The sequence below is a fragment of the Actinomadura rubrobrunea NBRC 15275 genome (genome assembly GCF_001552235.1).
Lineage (GTDB): Bacteria > Actinomycetota > Actinomycetes > Streptosporangiales > Streptosporangiaceae > Spirillospora > Spirillospora viridilutea.
On record NZ_BCQU01000032.1, the window covers coordinates 1 to 19738 of the forward strand.

13 protein-coding genes are annotated in these 19738 nt (G+C 72.1%); 9 read left to right on the plus strand and 4 right to left on the minus strand.

Annotation, left to right across the window (positions count from 1 at the left end):
- Positions 1-229 precede the first annotated feature (229 nt).
- On the plus strand, positions 230-931 hold the full coding sequence (locus tag AR3_RS12535; protein ID WP_067913395.1) for an HAD family hydrolase: 702 nt from the start codon (positions 230-232) through the stop codon (positions 929-931).
- Between the two features lie 169 nt (positions 932-1100).
- Positions 1101-3092: an acetoacetate--CoA ligase gene (locus AR3_RS12540; protein WP_067913398.1), complete on the plus strand. Its 1992-nt coding sequence runs from the start codon at positions 1101-1103 to the stop codon at positions 3090-3092.
- Positions 3093-3363: 271 nt separating this feature from the next.
- Here the strand turns inward: AR3_RS12540 and AR3_RS12545 are convergent, their stop codons facing one another.
- Entirely contained in the window at positions 3364-4035 is a 672-nt protein-coding gene (locus AR3_RS12545) for a C40 family peptidase (protein ID WP_067913401.1), read from the minus strand.
- Between the two features lie 388 nt (positions 4036-4423).
- On the opposite strand from AR3_RS12545, the gene AR3_RS12550 reads away from it, so the two are divergent.
- Complete coding sequence (locus AR3_RS12550) at positions 4424-6148, plus strand: serine/threonine-protein kinase (RefSeq protein WP_067913405.1); 1725 nt, start codon at positions 4424-4426, stop codon at positions 6146-6148.
- A gap of 273 nt (positions 6149-6421) precedes the next feature.
- Positions 6422-11260 carry an NAD-glutamate dehydrogenase gene (locus AR3_RS12555; protein WP_067913408.1) on the plus strand — a complete coding sequence of 1613 codons (4839 nt, stop codon included), beginning with the start codon at positions 6422-6424 and terminating at the stop codon, positions 11258-11260.
- Positions 11261-11388: 128 nt separating this feature from the next.
- Here AR3_RS12555 and AR3_RS12560 read toward each other — a convergent pair whose 3' ends face one another.
- Both AR3_RS12560 and prfB read right to left on the minus strand, forming a co-directional pair.
- The gene (locus AR3_RS12560; RefSeq protein ID WP_067913411.1) at positions 11389-12357 is read right to left on the minus strand and encodes a DUF8094 domain-containing protein; all 969 of its coding nucleotides are present in this window, start codon (positions 12355-12357) and stop codon (positions 11389-11391) included.
- 90 nt (positions 12358-12447) lie between these two features.
- Positions 12448-13581 (minus strand): peptide chain release factor 2, encoded by a 1134-nt coding sequence (gene prfB, locus AR3_RS12565; protein WP_067913414.1) that lies wholly within the window; start codon positions 13579-13581, stop codon positions 12448-12450.
- 195 nt (positions 13582-13776) lie between these two features.
- Between prfB and AR3_RS12570 the strand changes: the two genes are divergently transcribed.
- Positions 13777-14856 (plus strand): DUF8094 domain-containing protein, encoded by a 1080-nt coding sequence (locus tag AR3_RS12570; protein WP_106258104.1) that lies wholly within the window; start codon positions 13777-13779, stop codon positions 14854-14856.
- 258 nt (positions 14857-15114) lie between these two features.
- Here the strand turns inward: AR3_RS12570 and AR3_RS12575 are convergent, their stop codons facing one another.
- Entirely contained in the window at positions 15115-15297 is a 183-nt protein-coding gene (locus AR3_RS12575; protein WP_067913416.1) for a hypothetical protein, read from the minus strand.
- 834 nt (positions 15298-16131) lie between these two features.
- Between AR3_RS12575 and ftsE the strand changes: the two genes are divergently transcribed.
- The 4 genes from ftsE (at position 16132) to smpB (ending at position 19696) form a co-directional block, all read left to right on the plus strand.
- Positions 16132-16821: a cell division ATP-binding protein FtsE gene (ftsE, locus tag AR3_RS12580; RefSeq protein WP_067913419.1), complete on the plus strand. Its 690-nt coding sequence runs from the start codon at positions 16132-16134 to the stop codon at positions 16819-16821.
- Positions 16822-16992: 171 nt separating this feature from the next.
- Entirely contained in the window at positions 16993-17898 is a 906-nt protein-coding gene (gene ftsX, locus AR3_RS12585; protein ID WP_174545445.1) for a permease-like cell division protein FtsX, read from the plus strand.
- A gap of 84 nt (positions 17899-17982) precedes the next feature.
- A complete protein-coding gene (locus AR3_RS12590; protein ID WP_067913422.1) occupies positions 17983-19218 on the plus strand; it encodes a S41 family peptidase in 1236 nt (411 codons plus the stop codon).
- A gap of 4 nt (positions 19219-19222) precedes the next feature.
- A complete protein-coding gene (gene smpB / locus AR3_RS12595) occupies positions 19223-19696 on the plus strand; it encodes an SsrA-binding protein SmpB (RefSeq protein WP_067913425.1) in 474 nt (157 codons plus the stop codon).
- Positions 19697-19738 lie beyond the last annotated feature (42 nt).

Here is a 19738-nt window from a genome sequence, read left to right on the forward strand (position 1 = left end):
GGGCCGACGATATGCTCGCCCGACCGTCGGCGGTGGGGCGGGGCCGGGCGCCGCGCGGGGCCGATCGCCCGCGCGACGGCGGCGCGGCCCCCTCGGGACGTGCAGGGAACGGGATGACGACACACAAGGCGGCGACACGCAAGGCGGCGGTGCACACGGCGGCGGTGCTCACGGCGGCGGGACGCACGGCACCGCGTGACGGCGCTCCGCGTCCGGCCGGAGACGCGGCATGAACCGTCTCGTCCTGTGGAACATCGACCACACGCTCGTGGACGTCGGCCGCGTCGCCCGCGAGTGCTACGCCGAGGCGTTCCGGCGGACCACCGGACGGCCCATGGTCCGGCTGGCGCCGATGCCGGGACGCACCGAATCGGAGATCATCTTCGAGACGCTGGCGTTCAACGACATCGTCACCACCGACGACCACCTGCCCGCGTTCATGGAGGCGCTGGCCGCCGCGTTCGACACCCGCCGCGCCGACCTGCGGACGCACGGCCGCATCCTGACGGGGGCGGCCGAGGCGCTGTCCGCGCTGGGCCGCCTGCCCGGCACCGTCCAGTCGGTGCTGACCGGCTCGATCGAGCCGGTGGCCCGGATCAAGGTCACCGAGCTCGGCCTGGCCCGGCACCTGGACCTGGACGCGGGCGGCTACGAGACCGGCGTCTACAGCAAGGCCGCCACGCTGGAGCTGGTGCGGCGCCGCGCCGGCGAGGCCCGCGGCGTGACGTTCGGCGAGTCCGACACCGTGTACGTGGCCGACTCGCCGCGCGACGTGCAGGCCGCGCACATCGCCCGGTCGCCGATCATCGCGGTCGCCACCGGCAGCGCCACCGAGGCGGAGCTGCGCTCGGCGGGCGCCGAGGTCGTCCTGCCGGACCTGTCCGACACCGACGCCGTCGTCGCCGCCGTCACCCGCCTCACCGGCTCCTGAGGTGTGGGCGGGCCACGTCCCCGCCGCGCGAGGGACGTGGGCGGCCCCCATGGGGAGGCCGCGGACCAGGGGCGTACGATCGACGAACTTGCCAAGGCGGGTCGGCGGGTCCGATCCTGTGGAGCGTCCGGCAGGCGGACGACGTGCGAAACGTGAGGAGGCCGCTGCGATGGCAGGCGACGGAGCGTCCGACGGCTCCCCGGGGCTGACCCCCGAGGGGGCCCCGCTGTGGGAACCGTCCGCAAAGGTCGTCGCCGACGCCAAGGTGACGCGCTACCAGCGCTGGCTGCGCGACCGCGGCGTGGCCACCGAGAGCTACGACGAGCTGTGGCGCTGGTCGGTCACCGAGATCGACGCCTTCTGGGAGTCGATCTGGGAGTACTTCGACGTGGTCGGCCGCCGCGGCGACGGCCCGGTCCGGTCCGGCGGGCCCATGCCCGTCGACGGGCTGCGCTGGTTCCCCGGCGCGACCCTCAACTACGCCGCCAACGCGCTGCGCCGGGCCGAGCAGGCGCCCGACGACACCGCCGTGGTGTTCCGCTCCGAAGCGGGCGGGCACCGGGTGCTCACCTACCGGGAGCTGGCCCGGCACGTGGCCGAGGTCCGCGCCGGGCTCGCCGCGCTCGGGGTGGGCCGCGGCGACCGCGTGGCCGCCTACCTGCCCAACATCCCCGAGGCGCTGATCTGCTTCCTGGCCGCCGCCTCGCTCGGCGCGATCTGGTCGTCGTGCTCCCCGGACTTCGGGTCCTCCTCCGTGGTCGACCGGTTCGCCCAGATCGAGCCGAAGGTGCTGCTCGCCGTGGACGGCTACGCCTACAACGGCAAGCGGTTCGACCGGCGCGACGTCGTCCGCGAGATCGAGGCGGCGCTGCCGTCGCTGCGCGCCACCGTGCTCGTCCCGTACCTGGACCCGGCCGCCGCGCCCGAGGGCCTGCGCGCGGGCGTGCACTACCGGGACCTGCCCCGCAGCGGCCACGACCTGGAGTTCGAGGACGTCCCGTTCGACCACCCGCTGTGGGTGGTGTACTCGTCCGGCACCACGGGGCTGCCCAAGCCGATCGTGCACGGCCACGGCGGGGTCGTCCTGGAGCACCTCAAGGCGCTGACGTTCCACCAGGACCTCGGCCCGGAGGACGTGTTCTTCTGGTACACGACCACGGGCTGGATGATGTGGAACTACCTCATCGGCGGCCTGCTCGTCGGCGCCACGGTGGTGATGTACGACGGCGCGCCCTCCGACCTGTGGGGCCTGGCCGCCGACACCGGCGTCACCTACTTCGGCGTCGGCGCCCCGTACATCATGGCGTCGGCGAAGGAGGGCCGCCGCCCCGGCGAGGAGCTCGACCTGTCGCGCATCCGCGGCATCGGCTCCACCGGCTCGCCGCTGCCGCCCGAGGGCTTCGCGTGGGTGTACGACGCCGTCGGCAAGGACCTGCTGCTCGGCTCGTTCTCCGGCGGCACCGACCTGTGCACCGGCTTCGTCGGCCCGTCGCCGCTGCTGCCGCTGCGCGCCGGGGTGATCCAGTGCCGCGGCCTCGGCGCCAAGGTCGAGTCCTACGGCGACGACGGGACGCCGGTCGTGGACGAGGTGGGCGAGCTGGTCATCACCGAGCCGATGCCGTCCATGCCGGTCTTCTTCTGGAACGACGAGAACGGCGAGCGCTACCGCGAGTCGTACTTCTCCATGTACCCGGGCGTGTGGCGGCACGGCGACTGGATCAAGATCCGCCCCGACGGCGGCTGCGTCATCTACGGCCGGTCCGACTCGACCCTCAACCGCGGCGGCGTGCGCATGGGCACCGCCGACTTCTACCGGGTGGTCGAGTCGTTCGACGAGATCGCCGACAGCCTGGTCATCGACACCGGCCGCCTCGGGCAGGAGGGCCGCCTGATCCTCTACGTCCAGCTCGCGCCCGGCGCCGTCCTGGACGACGACCTGGTGTCCCGGCTGCGCTCCGCGCTGCGCGGCGCGCTGTCGCCGCGGCACGTGCCGGACGAGATCCACGAGGTCCCCGGGATCCCGCGCACCCTGTCGGGCAAGAAGCTGGAGGTCCCGGTCCGCAAGATCCTCCTCGGCACGCCGGTGGAGAAGGCCGCCAACCCCGACTCGCTGGCCAACCCGGACGTGCTCAAGCACTTCACGCCGCAGTCGGCGTCGTAGTCGCTCTGAGGGTCGCTCTGAGGGTCGCTCTGCGGGTCGCTCTGAGGGGCGCTCTGCGGGCCGCCCTCCCGGCCGCCTTTCCGGCCGTGGCCTGAGGCCGCCGCGCCCGCGCACCGGCCCTTCAATGGCCCCGGATCGCGTCCATGGCGAGGACGCGATCCGGGTGAGGTGATCGCGACGGGAACCGCCCCCGCGTCCCCGTCCTGCGGGCGCCCCTCGGCCGCCGCAGACGGCGTCGTCGTCGGCGTGCGCCGAGTCGGGCACGGGCGGCTCAGTAGAGCCGCGAGGGCACCGGCGGCAGCGGCCGCCACGCCGGGCGCACCGCGCCGACATAGCGCGAGCGGTAGTAGCCGCGCAGCCGCTCGATCGTCACCCGGCGGCCCGGTCGCGGCGCGTGGATGAACCGGTTCCGGCCCACGTACATGCCGACGTGGTTCAACCGGTTGAAGAACACCAGGTCGCCGGGACGCAGGTCGTGACGCTTGATCTTCGGGTTGATGGCGCGGTACTGGGACGCGGCCACCCGCGGGATCTTCACTCCCGCGCGCCGCCACGCCCGCTGCACCAGCCCGGAGCAGTCGAACCCGTACCGGCCCGTGCCGCCCCACACGTAGGGGCGTCCCCGCTGGCGCAGTGCGTAGGCGACCGCGCGGTCGGCGCGGCGCTGCCATTTCGCCACCATCTGCGCCCGGCGCAGCCGCACCGAGCGCTGCAGCGCGGCGAGCATTCCGGCCCGGTCCCGGCCGTGGACGCCGCGCGCCTTGCCGTGGGTCCTGACGCGGCGGTTCTGCATCGCGGCCCACCGCGAGGCCCGCGGCCCCTGCTCGCTCTGGATCTTCTCGGGTCGGTCATGGTTCTTCAGCGGCTGCGCGACGGCGGTGCCCGGGGTGAGAGCCAGGGCGAGCGTCGTCGCGCAGCACGCGGTCCTTAACGGAAGCGACATGCCGATGTACCTCCTCACGAAGATCGTCAAGCCGCTGTCTACCCGGCACGCCGTCCCCACACTCCTGAAATCACTAAGAAAACAACTTGTGACCTGCGGAAATGTCAGCGTTTTCGCTTGTGCACCCTATGTGACGGCACGAATCGGACTAAGGTAGGGACCCGCCCCGAGCCCTGTCGGAGACCGCGGCCGGACAGCGGTGCGCATCGCGTCCGGGTCAACTCCCCGGTGGCGTGGGGCGTCCCATTGGTCGAAGTCCGACGCGTACATTCCCTACGATTCGAACCCCGAGGTCCCGTCCTGCGGCCGGTCCGGCGGACCGGCGTACGCCGGCGTCGCCGAACCACGGGACGGGTGAACAGCGCGACGAGAGAGGGCGGTTCCGCGCATGGAAGTTGGTGCCCTGCGGGCCGGCGACCCGAAGCGGCTGGGGTCCTACGACCTGATCGGCCGGGTGGGCGAGGGCGGCCAGGGCAGCGTCTTCCTGGGCGAGTCACCGGACGGCCGGCAGGTGGCGATCAAACTGCTGCACGCCGAGCTGACCTCCGACGACAAGGCCCGGGCGCGCTTCCTGCGCGAGGTGGAGGTCGCCAAGCGGGTGGCGCCGTTCTGCACGGCGCAGGTGATCGACGCCGACGCCGACGGCGACCGGCCGTACATCGTCAGCGAGTACGTGCCCGGCCCGTCGCTCAATCAGTACGTCACCCAGAAGGGCCCGCTGTCGGGCGCGGCGCTGGACCGGCTGGCGGTCAGCACCGCCACCGCGCTGGCCGCCATCCACCGGGCCGAGGTGGTGCACCGCGACTTCAAGCCGCACAACGTGCTCATCGGCCCGGACGGCCCGCGCGTGATCGACTTCGGGGTGGCCCGGGCGGTCAGCGGCTCCACCACGCTGACCAGCAAGGTCATCGGCACCCCGTCGTACATGGCGCCCGAGATGCTCAAGGGCGAGGAGGTCGGCACCGCCGCCGACGTGTTCTGCTGGGGCGCCACGCTGACGTTCGCGGCCACCGGCGAGCCGCCGTTCGGCCAGGACACCATCCCGGCGGTGATCAACCGGATCCTGCACGAGGAGCCGAACCTGGGCGACCTGGCCGGGCCGCTGCGCGATCTGGTCGCCGAGTGCCTGGACAAGGACCCGGCGGGACGGCCCGACGCCCGGCAGGTGCTGATGCGGCTGCTCGGGCACGAGGAGCGCGCCGGGCGCACGGCCGCGGCGCCGCGGCCGTCGCAGGCGGCCGCCGCGGACGACCCCTCGGTGCCCGACCGGCACGATGAGGAGACCGCGATCCTGGCCGCGGGCAGCGTCCTGGCCGCCGAGCTCGCCCACGACGCCGACGACGCGGATGACGTCGCGGACGCCGAGGGCGCCCGCGCCGACGGCCCCGCCGACGGAACCGCCGACGGAACCGCCGACGGCCCCGCCGACGGAGCCGCCGACGGAGCCGGCGACGCCGAGGACGCCCCGGACCGCACCGCCGATCGCGACCCGGCGTCCGCGCGCACCCAGGCGGTCGGCGCGGCCTCCGCGGAGACGGACGGCGACGGGGCCGGACGGCTGCCCACGCCGGCCGAATGGGCGACGCAGGACACGCTGCCGCCCGCCGCGCACCCCGGACCGCGCCGCGGGCCGGCCGTGCTGCACGGCGGCCGCCGCAGGCTCGCCGCGCTCGCCGGGGCGGCCGCCGCCCTCGTCGCCATCCTGATCACCTCGGCGGTGCTGGCGTTCGGCGGCGGCGACAAGACCGGCAAGACCGTCGGCGACAACGACCAGGGGCCGTCGCCCGCCGGCGTCACGCCGTCCGCCCCGAAGGTCGGCCCGACGACCGCCGAGCCCACGCCCGAGAAGACCGCGACCGACACGGGGCCGTCGTCCAAGCCGACCGACTCGGGCACGCCGTCCGACGAGCCGACCACGGAGCCGACCGGCACGCCGACCGCGCCCACGCCGACCGACACCCCGACCGACACGCCGACCGGCGAGCCCAGCGACCCGGGCACGACCGACCCGGAGCCCACCGATCCGGGGCCGAGCGAACCCGAGCCGAAGCCGACCGACCCGGGCCCCGGCGACGGCACCGGCGGCGGCTCCGGCGGCGGCTCCGGCGACTGACCGGGGCGCCGACCGGGCGGAGTCGGGCGGCCGTTTCCGGAAAACGGCCGCCCGGCATGGTGAAACGCGCCCTGAGAGGGCATCGAAACCGCCAGGACGACGTGGGGAAGGCCACGGTGCGGTCCTGGAATCGCAGGTCGGCTTTGCGGCTTTTCCTCGTTACGCTGACGCAGTGAGCGGCGCCACAACGAGGTGGCGTGCTCGTGGGGGGACGCCCTCCCACGCCCCCGACCTTCCGGGGCCGGGGGACGAGAGTCTCAATGGGGAGAGTCGATGGGCGGCAAGCTCGACAAGGCAAAGGACGACCTGCTCAGACGCGCGGCGGAAACCTACGTGAACGGGCCGGGGAGCAAGGGGATCGACCTCGACGACGCGGTCGAGTACCTCCGGCTCTACTACCGCCACGTGGCGCCGGAGGACCTGCTCGACCGCGACCTGGTCGACATCTTCGGTCCCGCCATGGCGCACCGGCTGCTCGGCGAGGAGCGGCCGCAGGGCCGGGCGAAGGTGAGGGTGTTCACCCCCACCGTCGACGAGTACGGCTGGGACCCCGGGCACACCGTCGTGCAGGTCGTCACCGACGACATGCCGTTCCTGGTCGACTCGGTCACGATGGAGCTGAACCGGCACCACCTGACCACGTACATGATCGTCCACCCGCTGCTCGGGGTGGACCGCGACGTGGCCGGGCACCTCAAGGCGTTCCGCCGCAAGGCCGACAGCCCCGCCGACCTGGACGAGTCGTGGATCCACATCGAGGTGGACCGCACCAGCGACCGGGCCGTCCTGGAACAGCTGGAGAAGGACCTGCTGCGCGTCCTGCACGACGTGCGGGTCGCCTTCGAGGACGCGCCGAAGATGCGCGCGCGGGCCGGCGAGATCGCCGCCGACATCCGCCGGGACCCGCCGCCGCTGCCCGACAAGGAGCGGGAAGAGGGCGTCGAGCTGCTGGAATGGCTCGCCGACGGGCACTTCACCTTCCTCGGCTACCGCGAGTACACCCTCAGCGACGACGGCGCGGCGCTGCTCCCCGTCGCCGGCACCGGCCTCGGCATCCTGCGCGCCGACAAGCAGGAGTCCGACAGCTTCGCCGCGCTGCCGCCCGAGGTGCGCGAGCGCGCCACCGACAAGCAGCTGCTGGTGCTGACCAAGGCCAACTCCCGCTCCACCGTCCACCGGCCGCTGTACCTGGACTACATCGGCGTCAAGAAGTTCGACGCGGACGGCCGGGTGGTCGGCGAACGGCGCTTCCTCGGCCTGTTCACCCACGTCGCCTACAGCGCGTCGATCGCGCAGATCCCCGTCCTGAAGCGCAAGCTGTCCGAGGTTTTGGAACGCGCCGAATTCCCGCCCGACAGCTACGACGGCCAGGACCTCATCGAGATCCTGGAGAACTACCCGCGCGACGAGCTGTTCCAGATCTCCGTCGACGACCTGCTGACGATCGCGCTGGGCGTGCTGCGGCTGCGCGAACGCCGCCGCCTGAAGCTGTTCCTGCGCAAGGACGCCTACGGCCGCTACATGTCCTGCATGGTGTACCTGCCGCGCGACCGGTACACCACCCAGGTGCGGCTGCGCATCCAGGAGATCCTCAAGAGCGCCTTCAACGGCGTCACCGTCGACTACAGCGCCAACGTCACCGAGTCGATCCTGGCCCGGCTGCACGTGGTGGTGCGGGTGGAGCGCGGCGCCCAGCTGCCCGACGTGGACGTCGACGAGCTGGAGGCCCGGCTGGCCGGCGCCTGCCGCGCGTGGGCGGACGACCTGGCCGACGCCATCGTCGAGCAGTGCGGCGAGGAGCGCTCCGGCGCGCTGACCCGCCGGTACGGCGACGCCTTCCCCGAGGGCTACAAGGCCGACTTCCCGGCCCGCACCGCCGTGGCCGACCTGCGCCGCCTGGAGGAGCTCACCGAGGACGGCGAGATCTCCATCAACCTGTACGAGCCGTACGGCGCCGAGCCCGGCGAGCGCCGCCTGAAGATCTACCGGCAGGGCCCGCCGATCTCGCTGTCGCGCGTGCTGCCGCTGCTGCACAACATGGGCGTCGAGGTGATCGACGAGCGGCCGTACGAGATCCGCCCGGCCGACCGCCCCCGCGCCTGGATCTACGACCTGGGGCTGCGCTACGAGCCGTCCGACGGCGTGCCCGAGGAGGACGTCAAGGACCTCTTCCAGGACGCCTTCATGGCGCTGTGGCGCGGCGACATCGAGAACGACGGGTTCAACGCGCTCGTCCTGCACGTCGGGCTGCACTGGCGGCAGGCGATGGTGATGCGCGCCTACGCCCTGTACCTGCGGCAGATCGGCACCAACTTCTCCAAGCGCTACATCGAGCAGGTGCTGCTGCGCAACGCGCAGATCACCCGGCTGCTGGTGCGGTTCTGGGAGAGCCGCCTGGACCCGGCGCTGGCCGGCGGCGAGGAGGAGCGCAGCGAGGCCATCCACGAGGAGCTGCAGGGCCTGCTGGAAGAGGTCGACAGCATCGACGAGGACCGCATCCTGCGCGCCTACCTCGCGATGTTCGAGGCCACCCTGCGCACCAACCACTTCCAGAACAAGCCGTACCTGTCGATCAAGTTCGACCCGGCGCGCATCCCCGACCTGCCGCAGCCCCGCCCCACCTACGAGATCTTCGTGTACTCGCCGAAGGTGGAGGGCGTGCACCTGCGGTTCGGGTCGGTGGCGCGCGGCGGGCTGCGCTGGTCGGACCGCCGCGAGGACTTCCGCACCGAGATCCTCGGCCTGGTCAAGGCGCAGGCGGTGAAGAACACCGTGATCGTCCCGGCCGGCGCCAAGGGCGGGTTCGTCGGCAAGCAGCTGCCGCCCGCGTCCGACCGCGAGGCGTACATGAAGGCGGGCATCGCCTGCTACCGGGACTTCATCTCCGGGCTGCTCGACATCACCGACAACCTCGTCGACGGCAAGGTGGTGCCGCCGCCCGACGTGGTGCGGCACGACGGCGACGACCCGTACCTGGTCGTCGCCGCCGACAAGGGCACCGCCACGTTCTCCGACATCGCCAACGAGGTCGCCGCCTCCTACGGGTTCTGGCTCGGCGACGCGTTCGCCTCCGGCGGCTCGGTCGGCTACGACCACAAGGCGATGGGCATCACCGCCCGCGGCGCCTGGGAGTCGGTGAAGTACCACTTCCGCAGCCTGGGCAAGGACATCCAGCGGGAGGACTTCACCGTCGTCGGCATCGGCGACATGTCCGGCGACGTGTTCGGCAACGGCATGCTGCTCAGCCGGCACATCAAGCTGGTCGCCGCGTTCGACCACCGGCACATCTTCCTCGACCCGAACCCCGACCCGGAGCGCTCGTACGCCGAGCGGCAGCGGCTGTTCAAGCTGCCGCGCAGCTCGTGGGCCGACTACGACCCCGAGGTGATCTCCCCGGGCGGCGGCGTGTACCCCCGCACCGCCAAGTCCATCAAGATCACCCCGGAGGTGCGCGAGGCGCTCGGGCTCGAGCCCGGCGTGACCCGGCTGACCCCGTACGAGCTGATCCGCGCCGTGCTGTGCGCGCCCGTGGACCTGCTGTGGAACGGCGGCATCGGCACCTACGTCAAGGCGTCCACGGAGAACAACGCCGACGTCGGCGACAAGGCCAACGACGCGGTCCGCGCGAACGCCTGCGACCTGCGCTGCAAGGTGATCGGCGAGGGCGGCAACCTCGGCGTCACCCAGCTCGGCCGCATCGAGTTCGCCCGGCGGGGCGGCCTGGTCAACACCGACTTCATCGACAACTCCGCCGGCGTGGACACCTCCGACCACGAGGTCAACATCAAGATCCTGCTGGACCAGGCGGTGCGGGACGGCGAGCTGACCGGCAAGCAGCGCGACCAGCTGCTGTACGAGATGACCGACGAGGTCGCCGAGCTGGTGCTGCGCGACAACTACGCCCAGAACGTGGTGCTCGCCGCCTCCCGCGCGCAGGCCCAGTCCATGCTGCACGTCCACACCCGGTACATGCGCAAGCTGGAACGCGACGGCCACCTCAAGCGGGACCTGGAGTTCCTGCCCGACGACAAGGCGCTGGCCGAGCGCCGCCAGGCGGGCCACGGGCTGACCGGGCCGGAGTTCGCCGTCCTGCTGGCCTACGCCAAGCTGTCGCTGGACGCCGAGCTGAACGCCTCCGACCTGCCCGACGACCCGTACCTGGAGTCCTGGCTGGTCCGGTACTTCCCGACGCCGCTGCGCGAGCGGTTCCGGCCGTACATGGACCGGCACCCGCTGCGCCGCGAGATCATCACCACGGCGGTGGTGAACGACCTGGTCAACAACTCCGGCACCACGTTCATGTTCCGCATGAACGAGGAGACGGGCGCGTCGCCGTCCGACATCGCCCGCGCCTACCTGGTGTCGCGCGAGGTGTTCGACATGCCGCGGTTCTGGCGGGCGGTGGAGGCGCTCACCCACCAGGTCGACGAGTCCACGCAGATCAAGATGCGGCTGGAGGCCCGCAAGCTCACCGAGCGCGGCGCGCGCTGGCTGCTGTACAACCGGCGGCCCCCGTACGACATCCGCGAGACGATCGACTTCTTCGCCGACGGGGCCCGCACGCTCGGCGCGCTGCTGCCCAAGGTGCTGGTCGGGCTCGACCTGGCGGCGTTCGAGCAGCGCCGCGACGACTTCGCCGAACGCGGCGTGCCCGACGAGGTCGCCGAGGCCGCCGCGATGATGGTGCCCGCCTTCTCCACCTTCGACCTGGTGGAGATCGCGCACGAGACCGGGCGTCCGGTCGAGGAGGTCGCCGAGGTCTACTTCGACGTCGCCGACCGGCTCCAGCTGTCCCGGCTGCGCGAGCGCATCATCGCGCTGCCGCGCGACGACCGCTGGCGCTCCATGGCCCGCTCCGCCCTGCGCGACGACCTGTACGCCGCGCACGCCGCGCTGACCCGCGACGTGCTCGTCACCAGCGGGCCGGGCACGCCGCCCGAGCAGCGCCTGGCGCTGTGGGCCGACAAGAACGGCGTCGCGCTGCGCCGCGCCCAGCAGACCCTGTCGGAGATCTGGGAGAGCGACAGCTTCGACCTGGCCACCCTGTCGGTCGCCCTGGGCGCCATCCGCACCCTCGTCACCACCAGCGCCCTGCCGTCCACGGAGGCGTGAACGGCGCCCGGGGCGTCCCGTGCGGGGGCGCCCCGGGGCGTGACGCGGGCATGGTGACCGTCGGGCGCCGGTGCGGATCCACAGCAGCGGTCGATGACGAGGGGCGCCGCCCCGGCGCCCGACGGTGTTCAGGAGGCGTGCGCCGCGACGGCCTTGCGGTACATGCCGCCGACGGCGGCGTGCCCCTTCGCGGGCACGGTCGCCAGGTACTGCACCAGAACGGTGGCGTCCAGGCGGGTGCGGGCAGCCTTGGCGGGCGCCAGGCCCGTCAGGTCCCCGGTGACGGCCAGCTTGCCCCGCCGGGGCGACCGGTAGCTCTCGTGCTGGCGCAGCACGTACCACACCAGCGCGCCGCCGTCCTTGGTGCGCAGCGCGTAGACGGGCGAGGAGTCGGGCACGAAACGGCTTCGCAGCGTGACGCCGTTCTTGCGCAGACCGGCCCGCACCTGCCGCAGCGCGTCATAGGACTGCGTGGTCTGCGGACCCGGCGCCAGCACCGACGCTCCCGGCGCCCGCGGCCCCTCGGTCAGCAGCGCCGCGTGCGCCGCGCCGACCGCGGACGGGGCGACCGCAAGACCGGACGCGCTCGGCGCCACCGTCGAGGCGTAGCCCTCCTTGTCCAGCCGCACCGAGGACAGCTCGTCGCCGCCCGGCCGCGGGGAGGCGGCCAGCAGCCACGGCGCCTTCGGCCCGGCCTTCGTGAACACCAGCGCGTGCCGGGTCTGGCGCGGCTGCGTGTCGCCGGGCGGCGTCGCGGACGTCGTCGCGTCGACGGCGAACCACCGCGGGTACCCGTCCATCCGCGGGATATAGAACGTGGACTTGACGAACCGGACCGGAACGAACGGCTGCCGGGCGGCGCGGCCCAGCTTGAACGCCGCGCGGTCCATGGACAGCTGCGGCTCCGTCTCGACGGCGGCGAGCGCGGCGCCGTCGAGACGCTGCCCGGCCCGGTTGGCCGCGTCGGCGTACCGCGCCAGGACTCGGCGCGCCTCGTCCTTGGTCAGCGCGGGACCGGGACGGGAGTCGCCGCCCCCGCACGCCGCGGCGAGCAGCACGACCGGGACGGACAGGGCGACGGCAGGGCGGACGCGCATGGCAGGCCCCCATGAGGACGACTGCAGAACCGCCCGCCATCATCGCAGAGTGATCGGAAGATCACGCAGCGAATCGGAGGATCGGGGGGCCTACTCCTGGTCGGCCTTGGCCTCCGCCTCGGCCTCGCGCTGCCGCAGCCAGCGGATCTCCGCCTCGATGAACTCGTCGATCTCCCCGTCCAGCACCGCGGCCGGGTTGCCCGCCTCCACGCCGGTCCGCAGGTCCTTGACGATCTGGTACGGGTGCAGCACGTAGTTGCGGATCTGCGTGCCCCAGCTGGTGGTGCTCTCGCCGCGCAGCGAGGAGATCTTCTCCGCCTCCTCCTGCCGCTTGCGCTCCAGCAGCTTGGCCTTCAGCACGCTCATCGCGGTGGCCTTGTTCTGCAGCTGGCTGCGCTCGTTCTGGCAGGACACCACGATCCCGGTGGGCAGGTGGGTGATCCGGACCGCCGAGTCGGTGGTGTTGACGCCCTGGCCGCCGGGCCCGGACGAGCGGTACACGTCGATGCGCAGCTCGTTCTCGTCGATCTCGATGTCGTCGCTCTGCTCGACCACCGGCACCACGTCCAGCCCCGCGAACGAGGTCTGGCGCCGCCCCTGGTTGTCGAACGGGGAGATCCGCACCAGCCGGTGCGTGCCGTGCTCGCCGCGCAGGGTGCCGTAGGCGTAGGGGGCCTTGACCGCGAACGTCGTCGACTTGATGCCGGCCTCTTCGGCGTAGGAGGTCTCGTAGATCTCCGTCGGGTAGCCGTGCCGCTCCGCCCAGCGCAGGTACATCCGCTGCAGCTGCTGCGCCCAGTCGGCCGCGTCCACCCCGCCCGCCTGGGCGTTGATGGTGACGAGCGCCTCGCGCTCGTCGTACTCGCCCGACATCAGGGTGCGGACCTCGAGCTGCTGGATCTCCTTGCCCAGCGCGGCCAGCTCCTCGTCGGCCTCCTTGCGGGTGTCGGCGTCGTCCATCTCCGCGGCCAGCTCGTACAGCGTGGCCACGTCGTCCAGCCGCTGCCGCAGCCCCTCGACCCGCCCCAGCTCGGCCTCCAGGTACGAGAGCCGGCGCGTCACCTTCTGCGCGCGCTCCTGGTCGTTCCACAGCTCGGGATCGGCGGACTGCTCGCGCAGGTCGGCGATGTCGCGCCGCATGCCGTCCAGGTCGAGGACCTGCTCGATGCCGGTCAGCGTCGAGTCGAGCTCCTTGAGCCGGTCTTCGGGGTCGATGGCTGCCACACTGAGAGCTTATCGCCGTCCCGGCAGTGCCCCGGGCGACCGCGCCCGCCGGTTCGATCAGCGGATTCGATCAGCGGATTCGATCAGCGGATTCGATCAACGAGTCCGATCAATGGGCCGCGGATGGCAGAATCACGGATCAGCATGGCGGATCGGATCAGCGGAACGGACCGCTCGGAGGAGCCGGGGGCAGGCGTGACGGCGAACGCGGTGGGCAGGCCGTTCCGCTCCCGTTCGCGCGCCTTCCGCTCGCTCGCCGTGGCCGCGGCCGCGCTGGCGGCGGTCGGCTGCGCCGGACGCGAACCGAAGGCCCGTCCCACCGTGCTGGTCACCGCGACCACGCCCGAACCGGAGCTGCTGACGCACGAGGTGGCCGAACGCGAGTTCCGCGCGTTCATCACCAACGACGACGTCGCCCGCGCCGCCGGCGACGAACGGCTCGCCCTGACCTGGACGTCCGACGGGCAGTCGCAGCTCACCGCCGCCGAGTTCCGCAAGGCCGCCTACGACGGCGACCCGGTGGCCCGCTACCAGTACGGCGAGCCCCGGCTGCTGGTGCCGAAGCTGAAGCTGGACATCTACCCCCACTGGTTCGTGGCCGTCGTGCCGCGCAGCGTCCAGGGCAAGCCGAAGAGCACCCGCACCGCGCTCATGACGTTCATCCGGCGCGGCCCCGGCGACCGCTGGCGCCTCTGCATGACCGCCGAGCTGCTGCCGGACGCCGAACTGCCCAAGATCACGGTGGACGACGACGGCTACGCCACCGCCCTGAACGTCGCCGACACCTCGATGCTGATCCGGCCCCGCGAGGTGCCCGGCATCCAGGCGACCATCGCCTCCGAGGGCCCCCGCAGCGTGGCCCGCAAGGTGATGAAGGCGGGCAAGTACACCACCGGCTACTACAGCGAGGTCCGCAAGGCCAAGCGCAAGGCCGAGGACAAGGACCTGTCCCTGCAGAAGGTGACGGTCGCCACGCCGTTCCCCATCTTCGCGCTGCGCACGCAGGACGACGGCGGCCTGATCCTGTACTCCCTGGCGCGCAACAGCCTGCTGACCGTCAAGGACAAAAAGAGCGGCGCCAAGCCGCCGATCCCGCCCGAGGCCGCCCACCTGCTCGACGGGACCGTCGAAGGCACCGACATCACCATGGCGGAGCTCTACCAGTTCGCCGCCATCGACCCGCCGCGCTCCAAGAAGGGCAAGGCGAAGGCCGACATCATCGCCCAAGCCGGAAGCATCTCCAAGGCCAGCACCCCCCCACCCCGCAACTCCTGAAGGTTGTCGTGGAACCACGCGCGTTTTAGAGCGACGTCGAGCGATCCGGGGGGAGTGGCAGGAGTGTCGTCTGCTGGGCGGCTACGGTGCGCCGTGCTGCGGTCGATGCAGCGGGGTGCGTGTGAGAGCGGCTCCCGCGTCCGGGCTCGTGCCGTAGAGACGCGGGGTCGGGCGTGGGTGCTTCGCGGGAAATCTCACGGCCTGGGGGCGGGGTGAGCGGCCGAGGCTGAGTGGCCTTGGGAGCGCGGCCTTGGGTGCTCAGTACAGGCGTTGCAGGGCCATGGCCAGGCAGAACAGCAGGACGAGCACCGCGAGGACCACGGTGGGGGAGGAGGCGCCGCCGTGGCGGTGCATCTCCGCGCGGGCGGTCCGGCAGGTGGGGCAGCGGCCCTCGACCACCGGGCCCGAGCAGCGGGCGCAGATCAGATGTTCGCAGCTCATCCGGCTGCCTCTCTTGAGAACCAAAGCACTTGTTCGCCAACATTCAGCCTATCCCGACTGTAAAGTCCCTATGCGTGCCAGGGCGCAGACCGGTCGAGGAGATCGTTTCCCGCCCCTACACTGCACGGGGACCGAACGGTCCGACGTCGGGGCCGTGACGTCCCTCCGCCTGGCGGGCCACCCGCACCGGACGCGGCCGGCGCGGGCGAGACCCCGGGCGGGCGCGTCCTCCCGGAGCCGTCCCGCGGGCGGGACTGCCGGGAGCGAGGTGGGGAGTGAGTCCGAGGCTCGCGCCCGCAGCATTCGCACGACAGCGGGGCCTAGGGGGCGTCCCTGGGCGAGACCGAGATGAGGTGGGGAGTGAGTCGAACAAGACGCACGACCGTACCTCGCCACGGGCGGCGGAGGCTCCGGCGGCCGCCCCTCGGGAGATGTGCCGGGCCTCGTGCTTTCGGTGTGCGCCCGTGCCGGGTCGGCGCCGCGCAGGCTCCAGGGGGTCCTCCTCCTGGAAAAGGGGCGGTGCGTCCCGGGGAGCCTGCCTTCGGTATGCGACCATGGCGGGTTCCGGCGGAGTATCATGCGGCCGCAGGCGGGTTGACGGACGGCCCGGAGGGCGGCAGGCTCGACCGGCGTTCGACCGGTGGCCCGATGATGCGGAGCGCACGCCGCGGCTCCGCGGCCCCGCAGGCGCAACGGCCCGCGGGTGTTCGCGGCCTCCGCTCACGAATTGCTACCGACAAACTACAGTCCGCTTCGTGCGGCGACAAGATGGAAGACGCGATTCCTCCCGTTCGCGACCGCGCGGGTCCCTCGCAGGAATGGTGCTGAACCGCCGTGATCCACTTCGACAACGTCACCAAGGTCTACAAGAACCAGAACAGGCCCGCACTCCAGCATGTGAACGTCGCCATCGAAAAGGGTGAGTTCATCTTCCTGGTGGGCCCCTCCGGTTCCGGCAAGTCGACCTTCCTGCGCCTCATCCTCAAGGAGGAACGTCCCACTCAGGGGCACGTGCACGTGGCCGGCAAGGACCTCAACCGGCTCAGCAACTGGAAGGTGCCCCACCTGCGCCGCCGCATCGGCTGCGTGTTCCAGGACTTCCGGCTGCTGCCCAACAAAAACGTCTTCGAGAACGTGGCGTTCGCCCTGGAGGTCATCGGCAAGCCGCGGCGCTTCATCCAGAAGGTCGTGCCCGAGGTGGTCGACCTGGTCGGGCTGGAGGGCAAGGCGCACCGGATGCCGCACGAGCTGTCGGGCGGCGAGCAGCAGCGCGTGGCCATCGCCCGGGCGTTCGTCAACCGGCCGATGATCCTGCTGGCGGACGAGCCCACCGGGAACATCGACCCGGCCACCTCCATCGGCATCATGAAGGTGCTGGACCGCATCAACCGGACCGGCACCACCGTCGTCATGGCCACCCACGACGCCGCCATCGTCGACGCGTTCCGCAAGCGCGTCGTGGAGCTCGAGGACGGCCGGGTCGTCCGCGACCAGTCGCGGGGCGTCTACGGCCAGGCGTACTGACGGGCCGACCGGGCGTGAACCCGCCGTCGGCCCGCGGCGTACCCCCCGTCGCATGGGATGGGCCCGCCTCGATCGACGAGACCGAACCCACCCGGACCGACCGAAGAGACTGACAGAGCCTGACCGGACGCACGCTCCCGGCGGGGCACAGGCGAGCAAGGACAGCGAGGCATGCGCGTACAGTTCGTTCTCCAGGAGATCTGGATCGGTCTCCGCCGGAACCTCACGATGACGGTCTCCCTCATCATCACCGTCGCCATCGCCATGGCGCTCTTCGGCACCGGCCTGCTGGTGCGGGCCCAGGTCGAGGCGTCCAAGAGCTACTGGTACGACAAGATCGAGGTCTCGGTCTTCCTGTGCGCCCAGACCAGCTCCAACCCCGCCTGCAACAAGCAGGACGCCACCGAGGAGCAGAAGCAGGCGCTGAAGGCGGACCTGGAGAAGCTGCCCGAGGTGGCCAAGGTCGAGTACGAGAGCAAGCAGCAGGCGTACGCGCGCTTCAAGGAGCGCTTCTCCACCACCCCGGGGTTCGTGCAGAGCACCCGCGAGGGCGACATCCCCGACTCGTTCCGGATCCGGCTGAAGGACCCGGAGAACTACAAGTCGGTGGCGCAGGCGATGCTCGGCCGTCCCGGCGTCGACCAGGTCATCAACGAGAAGCAGATCCTGGACCGGTTCTTCCGCATCCTGGGCGGCCTGCAGGGGGCGGCGCTGGTGATCGCGCTGATCCAGGTGGTCGCGGCGGTGCTGCTGGTGGGCAACACGGTCCGGCTGTCGGCGTTCAACCGCAGGCGGGAGACCGGCATCATGCGGCTGGTCGGCGCGTCCAACACCTACATCCAGATGCCGTTCATCCTGGAGGGCGCGATCGCCGGCCTGATCGGCGGCATGTTCGCCTCGCTGCTGCTGGTGGCCAGCAAGTTCATGCTGATCGACCGGGTGGCCAGCCAGATGCAGTTCGCCAGCAAGCTCGGCTGGGGCACGGTGATCGCCGTCACCATCGTGTCGATCTGCTTCGGCGTGCTGCTGTGCGCGATCGCCTCGTTCCTCACCCTGCGCCGCTACCTGAAGATCTGACCGGCTCCGGGCCGCAGGCCGCCGCTCCGCACCGCCCGCCCCGTACCGCCGACCCGCCGGAGGCGTGATGCTTACACTGGCCGCATGTTCCGGTTGACCGGTCGCGTGCTGCGCGTGTCGGCCGTCGTGGTCGCGGTGGTGTGCGCCTACGCCGCCGGAATGATCACCGGCGGCGGGCCGCCCGTGGAACGCCGCGCGGACGAGTCGGCCGCGCCGTCGCTGCTGGACGAGGCGGCCACGCGGATCGGCCGCGCGGCGGCGCATCCGGTCGATCGCGGCACGCTCGACCGCGCCGCCATCGACGGGATGCTGCGCTCCCTCGGCGACAAGTGGGCCCGCCACTACTCGGCGCAGGAGTTCGACGACTTCCAGGGCAGGCTGAACGGCCGCTACAGCGGCGTCGGGCTGTGGCTGGGCACGGTCGAGGACGGCGGCGCGGGACGGAACGCCGACCGGCGCGTCCGGGTGGCCAGCGTGCAGCCCGGCTCGGCGGCCGAGCGCGCCGGCGTCCGGGTCGGCGACCTCATCACGCACGTGGGCTCCACCGACGTCACCGGCTGGGACGCCGCGCGGATCGCGGCGCAGCTGCGCGGGCGGCCGGGCACCGGCGTCGCCCTGACCGTGGAACGCGACGGCGCGCCGCAGCGGTTCTGGCTCGTGCGCACCCCGGTCGCCGGAAACGACGTCACCGTGGCGGACCTGGCCGACCACACCCGCCTGATCCGCGTCGGCGCGTTCACGCGGGGCGTGGGCCGCCAGGTGCGCGGCGCGGTGGCCGGCGCCGCCGGCCCGCCCCGCGGCGGCCTCCTGCTGGACCTGCGCGGCAATCCCGGCGGGCTGCTGGACGAGGCGGTGGAGACCGCGTCGGCGTTCCTGCCCGGCGGACCGGTGGTGATCTACGAGCATCGCGGCGAGCACGGCATGATCAGCGAGCGGCGGGACGTCACCCGGCCGGGCGACGCCGAGACGCCGCTGGTCGTGCTGGTCGACGCGGGCACCGCCAGCGCCGCCGAGGTGGTCGCCGGGTCGCTGCGCGACCGCGACCGCGCGGTGATCGTAGGATCCCGTACCTACGGGAAGGGGTCGGTGCAGGAGCCGATCCGGCTCGCCGACGGCTCGGCGATCGAGCTGACCGTCGGTCGCTACCGGACGCCGAGCGGCCGTAACCTCGATGGCGTGGGGATCGAGCCGGACGTGGCCGTCTCCGCGAACCGTCCCCCCAAGGAGGCCGAGCGGCGCGCCCAGGAGGTGCTGCGCGGGCTGCTCGCCACGCTGCCCAGACCAGCGGCGGGCAGCGTGCTGGACAAGGACCGAGGCTGATCACGTGCCACGCGAGACAGGGCGCAAGCTCATCGCGCAGAACAAGCGTGCCCGCTACGACTACCACATCGACGACACGTGGGAGGCGGGCCTGGTGCTGATGGGCACGGAGGTGAAGGCGCTGCGCGCCGGCCGTGCCTCGCTCGCCGACGGTTACGCCCACATCAAGGACGGGGAGGTGTGGCTGGAGAACGTCCACATCCCCGAGTACCTGCAGGGCACCTGGACCAACCACGCCCCCCGCCGGCCGCGCAAGCTGCTGCTGCACCGGCGAGAGATCGACAAGATGGCCGGGAAGGCGGCCGAGGCGGGGTGGACGCTGATCCCGCTGTCGCTGTATTTCAAGGACGGCAAGGCCAAGGTCGAGATCGGTCTGGCCCGTGGTAAGAAGACCTACGACAAGCGCCAGGCCATCGCCAAGCGCGAAGCCGACCGGGAGATGCGGCGGGCGGCCGCGGCACGGTTCAGGAGACGGTGAAGGGTGTCGATGAACAGCCCGGGTAGCGCGTCGCGCGGGTCC